The sequence below is a fragment of the Alteromonas sp. ABH2_165 genome, from assembly GCF_056159945.1.
Window position 1 is genome coordinate 217,943 of the sequence record NZ_JBSWWF010000003.1, and the last position, 18,609, is coordinate 236,551.

14 protein-coding genes are annotated in these 18,609 nt (G+C 47.6%); 8 read left to right on the forward strand and 6 right to left on the reverse strand.

The features are described 5' to 3' along the window. Positions 1-152 precede the first annotated feature (152 nt). Entirely contained in the window at positions 153-704 is a 552-nt protein-coding gene (locus ACXAFQ_RS08270) for an NAD(P)H nitroreductase (RefSeq protein ID WP_474819857.1), read from the forward strand. An 80-nt stretch (positions 705-784) separates the two neighbouring features. On the opposite strand, the gene pyk is transcribed toward ACXAFQ_RS08270, so the two are convergent. After that, positions 785-2,221, reverse strand: a complete 1,437-nt coding sequence (pyk, locus tag ACXAFQ_RS08275) for a pyruvate kinase (RefSeq protein WP_474819860.1) — start codon at positions 2,219-2,221, stop codon at positions 785-787. A 285-nt stretch (positions 2,222-2,506) separates the two neighbouring features. Beyond that, on the reverse strand, positions 2,507-3,358 hold the full coding sequence (locus tag ACXAFQ_RS08280; RefSeq protein WP_070124250.1) for a MurR/RpiR family transcriptional regulator: 852 nt from the start codon (positions 3,356-3,358) through the stop codon (positions 2,507-2,509). Between the two features lie 282 nt (positions 3,359-3,640). Here ACXAFQ_RS08280 and zwf point away from each other — a divergent pair, with 282 nt between their 5' ends. The 5 genes from zwf to ACXAFQ_RS08305 are packed head-to-tail and all read left to right on the forward strand — an operon-like array spanning position 3,641 to position 9,270. Then, positions 3,641-5,137: a glucose-6-phosphate dehydrogenase gene (gene zwf / locus ACXAFQ_RS08285; RefSeq protein ID WP_474819867.1), complete on the forward strand. Its 1,497-nt coding sequence runs from the start codon at positions 3,641-3,643 to the stop codon at positions 5,135-5,137. A 3-nt stretch (positions 5,138-5,140) separates the two neighbouring features. After that, positions 5,141-5,833: a 6-phosphogluconolactonase gene (pgl, locus tag ACXAFQ_RS08290; RefSeq protein WP_474819871.1), complete on the forward strand. Its 693-nt coding sequence runs from the start codon at positions 5,141-5,143 to the stop codon at positions 5,831-5,833. A 10-nt stretch (positions 5,834-5,843) separates the two neighbouring features. Beyond that, positions 5,844-7,673, forward strand: coding sequence for a phosphogluconate dehydratase (edd, locus tag ACXAFQ_RS08295; protein ID WP_474819874.1), 1,830 nt, complete (start codon positions 5,844-5,846; stop codon positions 7,671-7,673). Then, entirely contained in the window at positions 7,670-8,623 is a 954-nt protein-coding gene (locus ACXAFQ_RS08300; protein ID WP_474819878.1) for a glucokinase, read from the forward strand. The genes edd and ACXAFQ_RS08300 overlap by 4 nt, the downstream gene beginning before the upstream one ends. Positions 8,624-8,625: 2 nt before the next feature. Beyond that, complete coding sequence (locus ACXAFQ_RS08305; RefSeq protein WP_474819882.1) at positions 8,626-9,270, forward strand: bifunctional 4-hydroxy-2-oxoglutarate aldolase/2-dehydro-3-deoxy-phosphogluconate aldolase; 645 nt, start codon at positions 8,626-8,628, stop codon at positions 9,268-9,270. A gap of 69 nt (positions 9,271-9,339) precedes the next feature. On the opposite strand, the gene ACXAFQ_RS08310 is transcribed toward ACXAFQ_RS08305, so the two are convergent. The 4 genes from ACXAFQ_RS08310 to gap form a co-directional block, all read right to left on the reverse strand. Then, complete coding sequence (locus ACXAFQ_RS08310) at positions 9,340-10,590, reverse strand: HupE/UreJ family protein (protein WP_474819884.1); 1,251 nt, start codon at positions 10,588-10,590, stop codon at positions 9,340-9,342. Further along, on the reverse strand, positions 10,574-11,839 hold the full coding sequence (locus tag ACXAFQ_RS08315; RefSeq protein ID WP_474819886.1) for a DUF3500 domain-containing protein: 1,266 nt from the start codon (positions 11,837-11,839) through the stop codon (positions 10,574-10,576). Before ACXAFQ_RS08315 ends, ACXAFQ_RS08310 begins: the two co-directional genes overlap by 17 nt. 125 nt (positions 11,840-11,964) lie before the next feature. After that, positions 11,965-12,816 (reverse strand): D-hexose-6-phosphate mutarotase, encoded by an 852-nt coding sequence (locus ACXAFQ_RS08320; RefSeq protein ID WP_474819889.1) that lies wholly within the window; start codon positions 12,814-12,816, stop codon positions 11,965-11,967. 125 nt (positions 12,817-12,941) lie between these two features. After that, positions 12,942-13,937, reverse strand: coding sequence for a type I glyceraldehyde-3-phosphate dehydrogenase (gap, locus tag ACXAFQ_RS08325; RefSeq protein ID WP_474819893.1), 996 nt, complete (start codon positions 13,935-13,937; stop codon positions 12,942-12,944). A gap of 243 nt (positions 13,938-14,180) precedes the next feature. On the opposite strand from gap, the gene malQ reads away from it, so the two are divergent. Beyond that, complete coding sequence (gene malQ, locus ACXAFQ_RS08330) at positions 14,181-16,388, forward strand: 4-alpha-glucanotransferase (RefSeq protein WP_474819897.1); 2,208 nt, start codon at positions 14,181-14,183, stop codon at positions 16,386-16,388. A 51-nt stretch (positions 16,389-16,439) separates the two neighbouring features. Next, positions 16,440-18,608, forward strand: a complete 2,169-nt coding sequence (gene glgB / locus ACXAFQ_RS08335) for a 1,4-alpha-glucan branching protein GlgB (protein WP_474819901.1) — start codon at positions 16,440-16,442, stop codon at positions 18,606-18,608. Position 18,609: the final 1 nt, after the last annotated feature.

The window sequence follows — 18,609 nt, forward strand, 5'->3', positions numbered from 1 at the left end:
GTTCAATTTAAAAACGCCAGCTTTAGCGTTCCACTCATATTCCTGGCCTGGTAAATTGAGAGGTGTTATTTTAGCGTTGTAACTAAGCCCTATCTGGCAAATTCATTTTCATTCTGCAGGTGAAATCAAAAACGAAAACAGGAGTGCGTGTTTTGGATGCATTGGAACTTTTACTCAATCGGCGTTCCCAACCCAGACTTAAAGCGCCAGCCCCGCAAGGGGATGCGCTAAAAAACATTATGCAGGCGGCGATGCGCGCGCCGGATCATGCCTCTTTAGCGCCTTGGCGTTTTATTGTTTGTGAAGAACTCGGACTGAATAAACTGGGCAGCATTTTCGAACAGTCTGCGATTGAAAATGACAAATCTGAGAAGGAAATTGAACGCGCGCCTCAGTTGCCGCTTCGTGCGCCCATGGTTATCGTGGCGATTGCACAATACAAAGAACATGAGAAGGTACCACGGGTTGAGCAAATAGCCTCTGCTTCCTGCGCGGTAATGGCGATGCAAATGGCGGCCGTTGCACAGGGCTTCAATGGTATATGGCGAACTGGCGCTTATGCGCACTGCGAGTTGGTGAAAGCCGCGCTGGAGTTATCCAACGACGATGAAATTGTGGGCTTTTTGTACTTAGGTACGCCGGCGTTTGAAATTCCAGATAAACCTGCACCTAATAGCGACGCGCATTTTACATTCTGGCGCTAACAAGCGCTTTCCCTCAACGGATACAGCATAAAAAAGCCAGCATCAAAGCTGGCTTCTTTATACATGGATAGTGTTGCCTATTAGTCTACCTGAACGATTTTCAGCGCGTTGGTGGCACCGATTTTTTCCATTTCGTCACCGTAAGTCATAATCAAGCTATCGCCTTCTTTCACCAGGCCGATTTCTTTCAATGCTGCAATGGTGTCGTTTTTAAGCTGACCTGGCTCACTGGCGTGAGAATTGAAATACACTGGGCGCACACCACGATACAGTGCCATCGCGTTCAGTGTCGCTTCGTGACGAGACAGGGCGATGATTGGCAGTGATGTGGTAATACGCGACATCAACTTCGGCGTGTTGCCACTTTCCGTTAACGCCACAATCGCTTTGATGCTAGGTAAGTGATTTGCTGCATATACTGCAGACAATGCAATGGTCTCGCTTACCGTTGAAAAGGTATCGTCCATACGATGCTTAGACAGACGAATACTTGGATGCGTTTCTGCACCCTCACAAACCCGCGCCATGGCCTGAACGGTTTCTACCGGGAAATTACCCGCTGCAGTTTCTGCAGACAACATCACTGCGTCTGTGCCGTCAAGCACGGCGTTTGCTACGTCCATGACTTCTGCACGGGTAGGCATTGGGCTGTTGATCATGGATTCCATCATCTGCGTTGCAGTGATTACCACTTTGTTTAACTGACGCGAACGTGAAATCAGTTTTTTCTGCACACCCACCAATTCTGCATCGCCGATTTCGACACCCAGATCACCACGGGCAACCATAACCGCGTCTGAGGCCGCGATGATGTCATCGATGGCTTCGTCAGTGGCTACCGCTTCCGCGCGTTCAACTTTGGCGCAAATCATGGCATCACAGCCTGCTTCACGAGCAAGTTTACGGGCATAATCAAGGTCAGCACCAGAACGGGGAAAAGACACTGCTAAATAATCTACGCCGATAGCGGCTGCCGTTTTAATGTCTTCTTTGTCTTTAGCGGTAAGTGCTTCAGCAGACAATCCGCCACCTTGACGGTTAATCCCTTTGTTATTTGATAATTTGCCGCCAACCGTTACTTTCGTGTGCACTTTACGGCCGACCACTTCTGTAACTTGTAGTTGAATACGACCATCATCGAGTAGCAGAATATCGCCAGCGTTAACGTCATCGGGCAGGGCTTTATAATCGATACCCACTGCATTGATGTCGCCTTCCTCTTTACCTAATTCCGCATCGAGGACAAAAGGTGCACCAACATCCAGGTTAATCGCGCCTTCTTTGAAACGGGCAACCCGGATTTTAGGACCTTGCAGATCCCCGAGGATAGCAACATATTTGTTCAGGTTTTTTGCGGCTTGGCGAACTTTGCGGGCGCGCTCGATGTGATCTTCAGCCTGACCGTGTGAGAAATTCATGCGTACAGTATTCGCACCTGCCGCAATAATGGCTTCAATGCGCTCAATGGTGTCTGTTGCAGGTCCTAGCGTGGCAAGTATCTTTGTTCTTCTGGTCATAGTTAGTCGTCGCTTGTATTTGTCGTTAACAGATAGGCTTTATTAAGTACCTAAAAGCATTGACAGTGCTGTCACAAAAATGTTCGATTTTTGTTGCTGTAATGCGTTTACGTAATTTTATTACAGAATAGTAGTGCAATCTGACAAAAATGTGAATCCCAAGAATTTTTTTAACTGCTGGCCTTACCAGTGGTTAAATTTTAGCTTCTTGTTAAGGGGCAGGGAATATTGAATAAAAAACCGCCATAGATGGCGGCTTTAGTAGAGGTGAGTCGATTTTTAGAACTAGAGATCGCGTTTGTCGAACCGCGAGCCTCGTAACGTATCCTTGACACGCTTAAGATTTTCTCTGAACTTATTACCGCGACGTAACGTAAAACCCGTTGCCAGTACATCAATTAGCGTTAGCTGCGCAATACGGCTCGCCATTGGCATGTACATGTCGGTGTCTTCAGGTACTTCAAGAGAAAGCACATAAGTACATTCTTTCGAAAGCGGGCTGTCAGCAGACGTTATACCAACAACGGTGGCATCGTTACTACGCGCTATTTGTGCAATTTCAACCAGGCTTTTCGTGCGGCCGGTATGTGAAATGAGTACAACCACATCACCGTCCGAGCAGTTCATGCAGCTCATGCGCTGCATCAGAATATCTTCAAAATAAACAACCGGTACATTGAAGCGGAAAAACTTATTGAGCGCATCGTGGGCCACTGACGCCGACGCCCCTAATCCGAAGAATGAAATCTTCTGCGCCTGAGTGAGCAAATCTACCACGCGGTTAACGGTGTTCACGTCGATTGACTGACGCGCAACCTCTAACGAGGCCATGGTTGATTCAAAAATTTTATTGGTATATTCGCCAGGACCATCGCTTTCATCAACGTGTCGGTTCACGTAGGGTGTCCCGTTTGCAAGGCTTTGGGCCAAATGCAATTTAAAGTCAGGGAAGCCTTTGGTGTCGAGACGACGACAGAACCGGTTGACGGTAGGCTCACTGACATCCGACATTTTGGCGAGTGTTGCTATACTCGAGTGAATCGCTGTTTGTGGGTTTGCCAGAATGATTTCGGCAACTTTGCGTTCCGACTTACTGAAAGCGGCTTTGTTTTGCGTTATTTTCTCAAGAATATTCATACGGATATAGCGGAAAGTAAGGTAAAGTTAATGTCATCTGAGCTTTCTATACTACCCATTGTGACTCGGGTGACAAGAAAAATGTAATTTTTTGACAACCGAACTGTCAGAATGATGGGTATTCAGTGAAGAAATACCTCTTTAACACCTTATAAACAATGCAAGTTGTAATTTTACTACATTTGGTGTTAACTATGTGCTAACAACTAACAGAACAGTTAATCTGTGTTGCCTGACAGTATTGAACTGTTATCTGGATTATCATTAAGAAGGTCGACAAATATGGTAATGGATAATTCCTTTGAACCCTGTGATTTTGTGCTTTTCGGCACCCTAGGGGATCTCTCACGACGGAAACTGTTGCCGTCCTTATATCAGCTAGAAAAAGCTGAGCTGCTTCATCCTGAAACCAAGATTATTGGTGTAGCGCGTCAGGATGTGAGCACTGAGGACTACAAGATAGAAGTCCGTAAGAACATTGAAAAGTTTGGCGATAAAGATTTCTGCGAAGAAACTTGGGCCAGAATGGAAGCACGCTTGCAATATGCTTGCGTTGATATGAAGAACACAGAAAGCTATCAAGTGTTCGATTCAGTGGTAGATGCAAAGCGCACTATGGTGTGTTACCTCGCCACTCCGCCAGCAATTTACGGTGACATCTGCCGTGGCTTGCACAGCTGCAATATCATCGATAGTTCAGTGCGCGTTGTACTGGAAAAACCCATTGGTCACGATTTGGAATCCTCCAAGATCATTAACGACCAGGTTTCAGAATATTTTAAAGAATCTCAAATTTACCGTATCGACCATTATTTGGGTAAAGAAACGGTACTTAACCTGATTGCCCTGCGTTTTGCGAACTCTATCTTTGCAACAAACTGGGACCACAACTCAATCGACCACGTCCAAATTACCGTGGCCGAATCTGTGGGCATTGAAGGTCGTTGGGGTTATTTTGACGATGCCGGTCAAATGCGTGACATGGTTCAGAACCACCTGTTACAGGTGCTGAGCTTAATTGCCATGGAGCCGCCTGCTAACCTTAACGCTGACAGTATTCGTGATGAAAAGCTGAAAGTACTTAAAGCACTGCGTCCGATTAACCTGTCCAACATTAATGAGTCTACCGTTCGTGGTCAGTACACGTCTGGCTTCGTAAAAGGTGAAGAAGTACCAGGCTACCTGGAAGAAGAGGGTGCTAACACCCGTAGCCGTACCGAAACCTTTGTTGCCATTAAAGCGGACATCGACAACTGGCGTTGGGCGGGTGTGCCTTTCTATTTACGCACCGGTAAACGTCTGCCGACCAAAGTGTCTGAGGTTGTTATTTACTTCAAGCGCCAGCCGCACAACCTGTTTGGCGATAGCTTCCAGAATCTGCCACCTAATAAACTGGTTATTCGTTTGCAGCCAGATGAAGGTGTTGAAATCACCGTGATGAACAAAGTGCCTGGGTTAACCAGTTCAGGCTCTATGGATCTGCAGAAGTCTAAGCTCGACTTGAGTTTCTCTGAAGCTTTCTCGGAAGAGCGTATTCCAGATGCCTACGAAAAACTGTTGTTGGAAGTGATGCTAGGCAACCAGGCGCTGTTTGTTCGTCGCGATGAAATTGAACAAGCATGGAACTGGGTAGATTCAATTCTTGAAGCCTGGAAGCACACCAATGAGCCGCCAGAGCCTTATCAGGCCGGCACATGGGGACCAGTTGATTCTATCGGTTTGCTCGCACGCGCTAACCGTAGCTGGTACGAAAGTAAAATTTCACGCAAGAAGAAGTAATTCATGGCTTTAACAATCAATGCTTTCGATAATGCAGATGCACTTACTCGCGCATTTGCCGACACACTGAATGAATTGCTGAAAGACGGCATTGCCCAACGTGGCCGTGCTAGTCTGGTGGTCAGTGGTGGTAGAACACCACTGGCACTGTTCAAGCAATTGAGTCAGACCGACCTTGAATGGGACAAAGTCGATATCACACTGGCTGATGAACGCTGGGTTGGTGAAAACGACGAAGCAAGCAACACCAAATTGGTTCGCGAGAATCTGATTCAGAATAAAGCGGCAGCAGCACACTTCGTGACGTTGAAAACCGACGATGCTGACGCCAACGACGGGATTGCTGAAGCTGAAAATCGCCTGTCGAGCTTCAGTTTACCCTTCGACGCACTGATCCTCGGTATGGGAGAAGACGGTCATACTGCCTCTTTGTTCCCATGCTCTGCACAAATTGAAGACGGCCTTAATCTTGCCAGCGGCAAGGTTTGTATTGCCACGCAACCTACCACCGCACCACATCAGCGTATTTCACTCACACTGCCGGCTATTCTTAACAGCCGCAATATCTTTATTCACTTAACCGGTGAGAAGAAAAAGCAGGTTCTTGAAGATGCGCTGGCCAACAGCACCGAACTGGAAAAACCGGTGACGGCTGTGGTTAATCGTGCTGATGTCACCTTAATGTGGGCACCTTAGGAGTAGAAAAATGAATTCTCAGATTGCTGAAGTAACACAGCGAATCATCGAACGCAGTAAAGCCAGCCGTAAAGCTTATCTGGATAAAATCGAAAGAGCGCGTCGCACTGGACCGTTACGTGGTGAATTATCTTGCGGCAACCTGGCGCACGGTTTTGCAGCGTGTGGTAAGGAAGATAAGTCTGACTTACGTTCCATGACGAAAGCAAACCTTGGTATTATTTCAGCTTACAACGACATGTTGTCAGCGCACCAGCCTTACGAAACCTATCCTGAAATTATCAAAGATGCGGTTCGTGAAGTAGGTAGCGTGGCACAGTTTGCCGGTGGTGTACCAGCAATGTGTGATGGCGTTACTCAAGGTAACCCAGGTATGGATTTAAGCTTGATGAGCCGTGATGTTATCGCGCAGGCAACCGCAGTTGGCCTTTCGCATAACATGTTTGATGGCGCATTGATGCTTGGTATCTGTGACAAAATCGTCCCTGGATTATTAATGGGCTCTTTAGCCTTTGGTCACCTGCCAACTGTATTCATTCCTGCCGGTCCAATGCCATCTGGTCTTCCCAATAAAGAAAAAGCCCGTGTTCGTCAGGAATATGCGCAAGGGTTGATTGGTCGCGACAAGCTGCTGGAAGCGGAGTCACAGTCTTATCATTCTGCCGGGACATGTACGTTTTATGGTACAGCGAACTCTAACCAGTTGGTTGTTGAGACTATGGGCCTGCATTTACCGGGTTCTTCTTTCGTTAATCCAGGTACGCCTCTGCGCGATGCGTTAACGAAAGCCGCAGCGGTTCAGGCAACGCGTCTTACCGATTTGGGTGAAAACTACACGCCTATTGGTCATATCGTTGATGAAAAAGCAATCGTGAACGGTATCGTTGCCTTATTAGCAACCGGTGGTTCAACTAACCACACAATGCACTTAGTGGCCATTGCACGTGCTGCTGGCATCATTATTAACTGGGATGACTTCTCAGAACTGTCTGATGCTACACCGCTGCTTACGCGCATTTATCCAAATGGTTCTGCGGATATCAACCACTTTACCGCTGCCGGTGGTATGGCACTGTTGTTCCGTCAATTATTAGATGCCGGTTTAATTCACAACGATGTGAAAACGATTTGTGGTGAAGGCCTGGACCTGTATACCAAAGAGCCGATGCTCATTGATGGCGAGTTGGAATGGCGTGATGGCCCAACTGAGTCGTTGGATAAAGAAGTTATCGCAACCGTTGAAACGCCATTCAAGCCTGACGGCGGCGTGTGCGTATTACGCGGTAACCTGGGTCGAGGTGTTATTAAAACCTCTGCTTTGCGTTCACCGATTTGCAAAATCAAGGCGCCCGCTGTTGTTTTCGAAGATCAATTCGAATTGGATGGCGCGTTTAAGTCTGGTGAACTAGATAAAGATGCCATCATTGTTGTGCGCTTCCAGGGCCCATCAGCAATCGGTATGCCTGAGTTGCACCGCCTAACGCCACCACTTGGCGTGTTACAAGACCGTGGTTTCAATGTTGCCCTGGTGACTGACGGCCGTATGTCGGGTGCGTCAGGTAAAGTACCTGCTGCCATTCACGTTACCCCGGAAGCCTACAAAGGCGGATTGCTGGCGAAAGTTGAAAATGGCGACATTATCGAACTGAACACAGAAACTGGCGAGCTGACATTATGTGTTGATGAAGCAACGCTGGCGGCACGTGCGCCAAAAGAAGCCAATCTGGTACACCATCAGGAAGGGATGGGCCGCGAGCTCTTCGCTGGTTTCAGAAACATTCTGACTGGTGCAGAAGAAGGCGCGTGTTCATTATTTGTTACTCAGGAGCAGGCGTTATGACGGAGAAGTTTGTCGCTGATGTGGGCGGGACGAATATTCGTCTGGCCCGCGTTACTGAAACTGGTGTTGATAACATTATCAAATACCAGTGTAAGGATTTCGGCAGTATAGATCTGGCGATTGAACAATACTTTAAAGATTTATCTGATTTCACCTTTACCGCAGGCTGCATTGCTATTGCCTGTCCTGTACTTGGCGACCAGGTTGTGATGACAAATCACAGCTGGGCATTTTCACAAAAAGCACTGAAGCAGCAGTTAGATCTGGAACAACTTTTTGTGATTAACGATTTCACTGCTGTCGCTCACTCATTGCCAGTATTGGGTAAAGATCAGGTTGTGCAAATTGGTGAAGGTACGCCAAAGGAAAATGGAAATATCGCTGTTTTCGGTCCTGGTACAGGATTAGGTGTTGAACACCTCACGATGACAACTTCAGGTTGGCAAACCCTCGACGGTGAAGGTGGCCATGTGGACTTCGCGCCAGTAGACGAAACAGACGTTATTGTTTGGCGTTATCTGCAGAATCAATTTGCCCGCGCTTCTGCTGAAGAAGTGATGTCGGGTCGAGGTCTGATGAACGTTTATAAGGCGCTAGCTGAAAACGCTAACGAGCCACTTGCAGCTAATGAACCTGCCGAAGTCACGCAAAAAGCATTGAGCGGCGAGTGTCACACCTGCGTACGTGCATTAACGCAATTTTGCCGCATCATGGGCAGCTTTGCCGGCAACCTGGCGCTGAACATGGCGACAACAGGTGGTGTATTCATTGGTGGTGGTATTGCAAATCGTTTTGCTGAATTCTTACAAGACAGCGATTTTCGCGCACGCTTTGAAGCCAAAGGGCAAATGAAGCACTACGTCAAAGATATTCCAACCTACTTAATTGCTGAGCCTGATCACGGATTGTTAGGTGCCTCAGCTTATTTAAAACAACATACTGCGAGCTAACTATGACAACAAACACCAACTACTCACCTGCGGAAATTTTTGCTGCTGGTCCCGTGGTCCCGGTACTGGTAATCAAGGATCTGGACAGTGCTGTACCGCTGGCAAAAGCGCTGATTGCAGGTGGCATTAAAGTGCTTGAAGTAACACTTCGCACGCCAGTTGCCCTTGAAGTTATCCGCAAAATTGCAGATGAAGTGCCAGAAGCTATCATCGGTGCAGGTACCGTAACGAATGCTCAGCAGTTAAAGCAGGTTGTAGAAGCGGGAGCTAAGTTCGCTATTAGCCCTGGTCTGACTGAAGCCTTGCTGGAAGCAGGTAAAGGTTACGATATCCCGTTAATTCCTGGTATCTCCTCCATTTCAGATCTGATGACGGCGAAAGATGCCGGCTATGACCACCTGAAATTCTTCCCTGCAGAAGCATCGGGTGGTGTGAAGGCGCTGAAATCTATTGGCGGTCCTTTCCCTGATGTGACTTTCTGCCCAACTGGCGGAATTGGCCCTGCAAACTACAATGACTATCTGTCACTTTCTAACGTAGCTTGCGTAGGCGGCTCATGGGTTGCACCAGATGATGCCATTGAAAGTGGAAACTGGGATGCAATTACCCAGTTGGCCAAAGAAGCTTGCGAAGGTGCAAAACGCTAAGCGTTTATAGCCTGTACCAAAAAACCGGATGTTCCTGTAAAGGCATCCGGTTTTTTGTACGTCAGTTTTTTATATATCGCTGAGGTGCAAGTTGTTAGGGTTCCTGTGTGATGGTCTCTGTACCCTGGTTTTGTACAGCAAAATTAACCCGGTAAGTACCACAATTACGCAAACAATCCAGCTGGCAGCGGATGTAGCGCTCAATCGCTCAATTAGCCAGATACACGCTGCAACAGCGATAAGACCGGCGAACATTATCCTACATGAATTGAAATATCGCCATTTCGTCAGTACAAACAGTGCGGGTACCGTTACCGCGGCAAGTAATATCTGGAATACTTCCACCCCGACGTTGAATCCTGCCACTGCGAAAAGCCGGGTTGAGGTATCAACAGGCAATGCATGAAGCACTTCAGAAAAAGCCATGCCGTGAATTAGCCCAAACAGCAATACAATCAGTCGATTTTGAGACTGCGGACGAATTGCAAGCGTGACGGCGGCAATCAGAACTGAGAGCGCCACACCAACTTCTGTTATCCATGTGGGCAGGGCGAATATATTCATGGCTGAAAGTGCCAGAGACAGGGTATGACCGAGGGTAAATAAAGAAATTAACACCACAGACTGATTCACAACATGGCGTATGCTTCGGTGGCTGTTAGTTTTAATTGTCTGTAGGTTGGCACCAATGACAGACCATAGCAAGCACAGCAGAAAAGCCAGATGATCCATACCTTCAAGGATATGATGTAGTCCCAACTTAAAAAAGCGTGTGAGCAATTGGAGATGAGTCGGTGTGACTAAAAGTGAGACTGTCTTGTGAGACCATGAAAGTACGTAAGCCCCAGACACCATTCGATTGGTATTCTCAACCGGTAAATCGGTGATCAGTAGTGTTCGGTGATTTCTCACTCGATGGGTAATGCCGTCGTAAACAACAGTCAACGCAGACAAGGATGCGTTGGCAGGTAGGCGAGCTGTAGCCTCTAGCTTGAGGCAGTCTTCGTATTCACATCGCTCTGTACCTAAAGGTTTAATGGAGATTGGCAGGGTTATATCCGCCAAAGAAACGGTTAGGTGCTGATGAAGGTAAGGAATGATAAACGTGTTAAACTGCGCCTCATCATTGCGCACAAGCACCGGCCAATCAGGCATGGCCATCTGTAATTGTTCAATCGGCAGTAAAACATTAAGGAGAAGTGCATCATCTTGCTGGGAAACAACTATTGAAGTGGTTGATGCAGGATGTGCAAAAGTGGGCTGGGCAAAAAGCCCAGCCAGCACTATCAGTAATCGAAATACATTACAGCGTATTGCCATAATCCATTTCCTTATCGCGGTAGATAGTATGGTAATGCGTCTCTCCGCGTATCACTACGCCGCCCTGGCACGCGAGTTCAATCCACACTCTAGGCCCGTCTATACGGAGGTAAGTGCCATTGGTATCCACATCAATGCCCGCTGATTGCGAGCCAGCCCAAGCGATATACGTATCAGCTAACGCTTCGTCAGTCGTGTAATCGGCCATTAGCGGGTCTGAAATTTCAGCTTGATAATCGTCAACCCATTGCGCCATCGCGGCGATAACCAGAGCTTGTTGTTCTTCAGTCAGTGAGGACACCAGAATTCCACCGCGGTCATCACCAGTAGGGTAGTCTGTTGGATAGGTACCGCTACCGTTATCAGGGCCAACTAAAACATCCGAATAGGATTCACCTGAGAGATAGGCTTCGCTGAGCTCTGCGCTACTCAATGCATCAAACATGGCCACCATGGCATCACCTTCCTCAACGATTGGCGCATACGTGGTACTATTAAGTTCAAATGCGGCTTTCGGCTCTGTGGCAAAGTGGTTAGGTACTGGATAACCCACGCCATCCACAAAAGTCACGTTGTAAGCCAGGTGGTGTCCGCCAAGCTGGATCATCCAGCTTTCATCACGTGCTGGCGTGCCAAAGATGGCGATGTAATAATTGGCTGAGCTGTAAGTGCTGCCGCCCCCCTGTTCCTGAAGATAATCATCGGCTGCGAGCACGCCTTGAAAATCCTCGTAACCTTCATCGTTCAAAAGAATTTGAGCAACATCAATTAATGCAGAATACGCATCGTCATTGAGTTCGCCAATACGCAAGCCATTGCGTTGAACATTGCCGGTGGGTAGATTCGACCAAATGGTTCTTTCAGTATTCGAATTATCCCAGTCGTAAAGCACGCTGGCCTGTTCACTTTCCGAAAGGGTGTCGATAAACACTTCGGTGACGCAGATAAGTGCGTCGATTTGTGACGTACTGTCTTCATCACACGAAGAAGCTGTGACTGTCGAGCTATCTGAGCTGTCTTCTTCCGTGTCTTCCTCTGTATCATCGTCGCCTGTCGTTTCATCGTCAGTGTCGTCGCCGGTCTCTGATTCATCAGTCGTATCGTCACCGGTATCTGCCGATGCTGAGTCGTCTGTGGCGGTTTCAGTGGTTGGGGTAGTCGTGGTGTTGTCGCTGCTGTCTCCACCGCAGCCCTGTAAGGCCATAAGCGATGCCAGCAAGAGTGTGGCAAGTGAAACTGGTTTGGTCACAAAATTCTCCCGATGAAAAAACAATCAGCGTTATTATTCATCGGGATTGTAAGAAAACGATACTCTCTTAACGCTACTTTACCCAGCTTTACGGGGGCTTTACTTAGCTGGCGTAAATTGTGTTTTTATAAAGGCGTTACAATCTGCGTAATGCTGTGGGCATGATCCGGTTCGATGGTCACGCCATTCGTTACCGAAGTTTCTACGCACAGCATGTGACGATATCCAAAGGCATCCATGTCTGCAATCGATGCTGCTCCCTGCCACGGGTTCCACACCACGATGGAATCGTGCCCCATGGAAGTGACGCGTGTCAGCGCAGTATTATCGACATCTATGGTGACATCGGGCGCGGCATGTTGATGAATTCGATCGGTTTCACCAGAGAATACATAGGGGCTCGGGGTTGGCTTGATGGCCCAATCTTCGAGCTTGTCTTTATATTCACCTTCAATCCCAGTAATTTCCGTTTTACCAATACTTTCCACTGCAAAGTAACTATGCAGTGCCGCGTTAAAGGTAAACGGAACGATGCCGGTGTTTTCCGTTTTTAGCGTTACCGATAATTGTTCACCTACAAGAATTTCATAGCTCACCTGACAATCGTATTCGAAACCTTCACCACGACTGAAATTAGGTGTAAGCACAATACGGGTGCCGGTTTCGGTGTCTTCAGACGACTGAATTTGCCAGGTTTGGGTGCGTAAAAAGCCGTGAGCTGGCAGCTCACCTTTTTCGCGGCCATGGTTGTCAGCGAACCAAGGCCAGCAAATTGGGATGCCGCCACGAATAGGGCGTTCGCCATTTAAAAAGGCATGCGGGCTAAGCCAGAGACGGTCAACATTGTCTGACTTCGGCACGAACGACAGTACGTGGGCGCCAAATAGACTAATTCGACTGGTAGCAAAAGCGTTGTCTACCTGTAAAAAGGTGATACCCGATGATTCTTCGACAGAAATTGAGTCACAAATACTCACGCTTCGTCTCCTTGCCAATAATTAATTCCAACTTGCATTGTGCATGGTAAAAGAAAAAGGTGCGATAGTTAATCGCACCTTTTTTGCTTTTTATTTCATTGTTTTACCCGTCTAACGGGAAAGTATTACTTGGAAATGTGCTGAACCAGATCCAGAACTTTATTTGAGTAACCCCATTCGTTGTCGTACCAAGATACAACTTTCACGAAAGTGTCGGTCAGTGCGATACCTGCATCTGCATCGAATACAGAGGTACGTGCATCACCGAGGAAGTCATTCGATACCACGGCATCTTCTGTGTAACCTAAAATACCTTTCAGCTCACCTTCAGACGCCGCTTTCATTACAGCGCAGATTTCTTCGTAAGTCGCAGGTTTTGCCAGGTTAACTGTCAGGTCAACAACGGATACGTCAGGCGTAGGTACGCGGAATGCCATACCAGTCAATTTACCGTTCAACTCAGGGATTACCTTGCCTACAGCTTTTGCTGCACCGGTAGATGAAGGAATGATATTCTGGCCAGCGCCACGACCACCGCGCCAGTCTTTGTGAGACGGGCCATCTACGGTTTTCTGTGTTGCTGTGGTTGCGTGTACAGTGGTCATCAAACCGTCAACGATACCAAAGTTATCGTTCAGTACTTTAGCTACAGGTGCCAGACAGTTAGTAGTACAAGACGCGTTAGATACGATTTCCTGACCCGCGTATTCTTTGTGGTTAACACCCATAACAAACATTGGCGTGTCATCTTTAGAAGGCGCAGACATTACGACTTTCTTCGCACCCGCTGCTAAGTGAGCAGAAGCGGTTTCTTTGGTCAGGAACAGACCGGTTGATTCAACAACAACGTCAACATTTACATCATTCCAGGCCAGATCAGCTGGGTTTCTTTCTGATGTAACGCGAATTGTTTTACCATTTACGATTAACTGATTATCGTCTACCTTTATTTCACCATTAAAAATGCCATGGGTAGAATCATACTTCAGCATGTAAGCGATATAGTCTAAGTCGAGCAGGTCGTTGATAGCAACAACCTCGATGTCGTCACGCTGCTGTGCAGCGCGCATTACCAAGCGACCAATGCGCCCAAAGCCATTGATACCGATGCGTATAGTCATGTCATACCTCTGTTGTAAGTTGGTACAAGTGTAAATAAATTACGTAAAGTATGGATCAAAATGGCATAATTGGCAAAGCAAAATGCGCTATTTTGTTGCAAAATTACAACTATGAACTATGCAAACGTATTCAGTTTCTTCGAACACAGTCTTTATTTGATAATGCAAAAAAATGTGCGTTGACACGAATGTCCGGCATTTGCCGTACAAACCTCAACGCTAGAAAAACAGAAAAGGACACGAATGACAAATCCCGTTTTACAACGACTGGTTGAGATGCGAGGCATAGAAACCCACTATACCGATGCGTGGGGAAAGCCGGCCGCTATTTCAGCGTCAAGTCAGGCCAAATTATTGAATGTACTGGGTTACGACACCAGTAACGAACTCGCAATTGAAGAACAGCTTAAAGCAGAGGCCAGAAAGATCTGGCAAACACCGCTTAATCCTGTTCAGGTACTACGCCAATCTGAAACCTTATCTTTCTCAATTCGGTTACCCATAGAATTGGTAACCGACACTTATACTGTAAACCTCAATACAGAAGATGGGCAGACATTCGTCCACAGTTTTGTGCCGGTTGACGAAACACTGGCGCACGTGGCTGAGCTAGATGACGTTGAGTTCCACGAATACATTATTGCGTTACCGTTTGATGTGCCTCTTGGTTATCACGACCTTGTCCTCTTGGTGGAAGGGGATGACGAGCCTCTGTGTTCCATGCGAATTATCATGGCGCCGAACAAATGCTTTATTCCTGAAGCCATCGAAAAGGGCAAGAAAATCTGGGGCCTTAGTGTGCAACTTTACTGCGTGCGTAGTGAAAAAAACTGGGGCATGGGCGATTTTACCGATCTGGCAAACCTCACTGCTAAGGCCGCGGAATCAGGCGCCGAATTTATCGGATTGAACCCCATTCACGCGTTGTACCCGGCCAACCCTGATGCTTGCAGCCCTTACGGACCGTCTTCGCGCCGTTGGTTAAATTACTTATACCTGGATGTGACTGCATTGCCTTATTTCGATGACGAGCATGTTCAGGCGGTGGTAAACACTGATGATTTTCAGCAGCAACTGGCAGCAGCCAGGGCCACTGATTTTATTGACTACGCTGCCGTAGCCGGTTTAAAACTGCCTGCACTCAGTGCCGTTTTCGATATTTACTATGAAAAGCATTTAAAGACCAACACGAAGCAAAATCGCGAATTTAAAGCCTTTGTTGAAGCGGGTGGCGAAAGCCTAGATATGCTGGCGGTGTACGACACGCTACAAGAAAAATTGGCAGAAGAAGGTAAACCGTCTTGGGGCTGGCCTGTGTTCCCGGATGAGTTTAAGGAATACCATAAACCAGAAGTAGCCGCGTTTAAAAAGAAAAACAAAAAACGTGTCACTTTCTTCTTGTTCTTGCAATGGCAAGCTGCGATTCAGCTTCAAGCCGCCAGCGATGTGGCCGTAGCCTCGGGTATGTCAGTGGGCTTGTATCGTGACCTTGCAGTCGGGGTGAGCGAGGGAAGTGCGGAAATCTGGGGTAATAAAGATCTCTATTGTGTGGGTGCTTCTGTGGGCGCGCCACCAGACATTCTTGGTCCATTGGGTCAGAATTGGGGCTTGCCGCCAATGGACCCCCACAAATTATACGAGCAAAAGTACCAGCCATTTATTGATTTATTTGCCTCTAACATGGCAGGTTCAGGGGCATTGCGTATAGACCACGTGATGGCACTATTGCGCTTGTGGTGGGTTGTGAAAGGCGATCACGCGAAAGATGGCGGCTATGTGTATTATCCGGTAGACGATTTGCTGGCCATTCTGGCGCTGGAAAGCCACCGTAATCAAAGCTTAGTGATCGGCGAAGACCTGGGTACCGTACCTGAAGAAATTCGAGAAAAATTGGCAGATAACGGGGTACATTCATATCGCGTATTTTTCTTCGAACAGGCTGAAGACGGCGGCTTCTTCTCTCCCTCCCATTATCCGGTGCAATCAATGTCGACATTGACCACTCACGATATGCCAACACTCACCGGTTTTTGGCATTGTCTCGATTTAGAAATGGGCAAAGAGTTGGGGCTGTATCCTACCGATGAAATTCTGTCTCAGTTGTACACCGACAGACACGAGAATAAACAAGCGATACTGGATACCCTCCATGGTCATCATTCCATTAGCGAAAATATCAGTCGGGATGTGAACTATACCGGTATGAGCACAGAATTGAATCGTGGCATGCAATTGCATATGGCAAGTGGTTCAAGTGCGTTACTGAGTTTGCAATTAGAGGACTGGTTGGAAATGGATAAGCCTGTTAATGTACCCGGTACGTTTAATGAATACCCTAACTGGCGCAGAAAACTCACGCAGACGCTGGAAAGTATTTTTAATAATCAGGACATTACTCATCTTGCCCGTCAACTGACAGAAGTCAGAAAACAGGCCAGTACAGATAAGTAAAGCGGTCCGGGATCTGTCGGCTTTTGCCGGCAGATTTTAAAGGAGTAAGTAATGGTAGTAGAGCAGCAACTGGCACAGGCTCGATGTAATTCACCTTTTTCCGTACTGGGTCCACAGAAGACCGACAACGGTCTTATTATCACCGCTTTTATCCCCGATGCTGATAAGGTTGCCGTCCGCAGTATCAAATCAACTAAACTGCTCGGCACACTCGACCGGCAGGGCGATTCCGATTTATTTTCAGCGCCCATCCAGGGACTTAAAGAAGGGCAGCGCTATGAACTGGTGATCAGACGTACAGGCCAGGACCACATCGTAGCTGACCCTTATCAGTTCACCGATGAAGCGTATCACGCTGTTCATTTTATCGATCATGAGCCGGCAAACCTCTACAAACAGGCGGGTGCCCAGCTAAAAGTCATCGATGAAGTGGACGGTACGCGCTTTGCCGTATATGCCCCTAATGCAACTGCCGTTTCCGTCATCGGCGATTTCAATCGCTGGGATGGTCGTTGTCATCCTATGCAAAAAACAGACATCGGTTACTGGGTGTTGTTTATTCCAGGCGTAGGCGAGGGCGAACGTTACAAATATGAGCTTAAAGATGGTTGGGGCAACCCGTTACCACACAAGGCAGATCCACTAGGGTATTCTGCTGAGCAATATCCTTCACACGCGTCCCGAGTATTTAATCACGACAACTATGATTGGCAGGATGATGCCTGGATGCAGGCGCGTCAGAACGAGAAGTATCATTCGCCGATGAGTGTGTACGAAGTGCACCTGGGCTCATGGAAGCGACCAGCAGAGGACAGTGGTGAACGCTATCTGAGCTATCGCGAACTGGCTGAAACACTGATTCCTTATGTGCAGGACATGGGGTACACGCACCTGGAACTATTGCCTGTTTCTGAATTTCCTTTTGACGGTTCCTGGGGTTATCAGCCGGTTGGATTATATGCACCTACCAGCCGCTTCGGTTCCCCTGACGATTTCAAATTTTTTGTCGATAAATGCCATCAGGCAGGCATTGGTGTCATTGTCGACTGGGTGCCTGCGCACTTTCCTGAAGATGCCCATGGCCTGGCCCGTTTCGATGGTAGTCACGTTTATGAGTACGACGACCCGCGTAAAGGTTGGCATCCAGACTGGAATTCCTGCATTTACGATTTTGGCAAAGACACAGTACGCCAATTTTTGGTGGCGAATGCGTTGTTTTGGGCTGACAAATTCCATATCGACGGTTTACGGGTTGATGCGGTGGCGTCTATGCTTTATCTCGACTACTCGCGCAATGAAGGGGAGTGGATCCCTAACATTCACGGCGGCAACGAGAACTACGAAGCCATTAGTCTGCTGCGTTGGATGAACGAGGAAGTGTACAAGGCGTATCCTGGTATCATGACCATTGCTGAAGAGTCTACCTCGTTCCCGGGCGTGTCCAGACCGGTCTCAAGTGGCGGCCTGGGTTTCGGTTTCAAATGGAATATGGGCTGGATGCATGATTCACTTCACTATATCAGCAAGGACCCGGCTTACCGTCGATACCATCATGGCGAAATTACCTTTTCAATGGTGTACGCCTTCGATGAAAACTTTGTGCTGCCGATTTCCCACGACGAGGTTGTTCATGGCAAAGGCAGTTTGATTGGTAAAATGCCAGGTGATGAGTGGCAGCAGGCGGCCAACCAACGTTGTTATGCAAGCTTTATGTTCGGACACCCGGGTAAAAAGCTGAACTTTATGGGCAACGAAATTGCCCAATCTCGGGAATGGAATCACGACAGCCAATTGGATTGGTGGTTACTCGAGTTTGAGAAACACCGCGGTATTCAGTCGCTGTACCGTAAACTTAATCAACTTTACCGTCAGTATCCCGCTCTGCATGAACTCGACCACAGTCACGAGGGCTTTGCCTGGATTGACCATAATTATGCTGAACTGAGCATGCTGTCTTTTGTTAGAAAAGCAAAGTCGAGTTCGCAGAAGGTGTATGTGGTGAATAATTTCACGCCTTCACCTCGTGAAGCTTTTCGAGTGGGCGTGCAGGATGCGGGTGAATATCAACTTATTCTCAATTCAGACAGTAGTGCGTTTTGGGGAAGCGACTTCCCGGTGGCTGAAAAAGTAACAGCGCAAGCGGTGCCGTGGAACGATCAACCCTATTCAATTGAAGTTAACCTACCGCCACTCGCAACACTGTATTGGCTATTTGATTAGG

What these genes read in the sequence shown, in the direction of transcription:
- pyk (WP_474819860.1), bottom strand. Translation starts at nt 2,221, where the DNA reads ATGACCAGAAGAACAAAGATACTTGCCACGCTAGGACCTGCAACAGAC.
- ACXAFQ_RS08280 (WP_070124250.1), bottom strand. Translation starts at nt 3,358, where the DNA reads ATGAATATTCTTGAGAAAATAACGCAAAACAAAGCCGCTTTCAGTAAG.
- zwf (WP_474819867.1), top strand. Translation starts at nt 3,641, where the DNA reads ATGGTAATGGATAATTCCTTTGAACCCTGTGATTTTGTGCTTTTCGGC.
- pgl (WP_474819871.1), top strand. Translation starts at nt 5,141, where the DNA reads ATGGCTTTAACAATCAATGCTTTCGATAATGCAGATGCACTTACTCGC.
- edd (WP_474819874.1), top strand. Translation starts at nt 5,844, where the DNA reads ATGAATTCTCAGATTGCTGAAGTAACACAGCGAATCATCGAACGCAGT.
- ACXAFQ_RS08300 (WP_474819878.1), top strand. Translation starts at nt 7,670, where the DNA reads ATGACGGAGAAGTTTGTCGCTGATGTGGGCGGGACGAATATTCGTCTG.
- ACXAFQ_RS08305 (WP_474819882.1), top strand. Translation starts at nt 8,626, where the DNA reads ATGACAACAAACACCAACTACTCACCTGCGGAAATTTTTGCTGCTGGT.
- ACXAFQ_RS08310 (WP_474819884.1), bottom strand. Translation starts at nt 10,590, where the DNA reads ATGGCAATACGCTGTAATGTATTTCGATTACTGATAGTGCTGGCTGGG.
- gap (WP_474819893.1), bottom strand. Translation starts at nt 13,937, where the DNA reads ATGACTATACGCATCGGTATCAATGGCTTTGGGCGCATTGGTCGCTTG.
- malQ (WP_474819897.1), top strand. Translation starts at nt 14,181, where the DNA reads ATGACAAATCCCGTTTTACAACGACTGGTTGAGATGCGAGGCATAGAA.
- glgB (WP_474819901.1), top strand. Translation starts at nt 16,440, where the DNA reads ATGGTAGTAGAGCAGCAACTGGCACAGGCTCGATGTAATTCACCTTTT.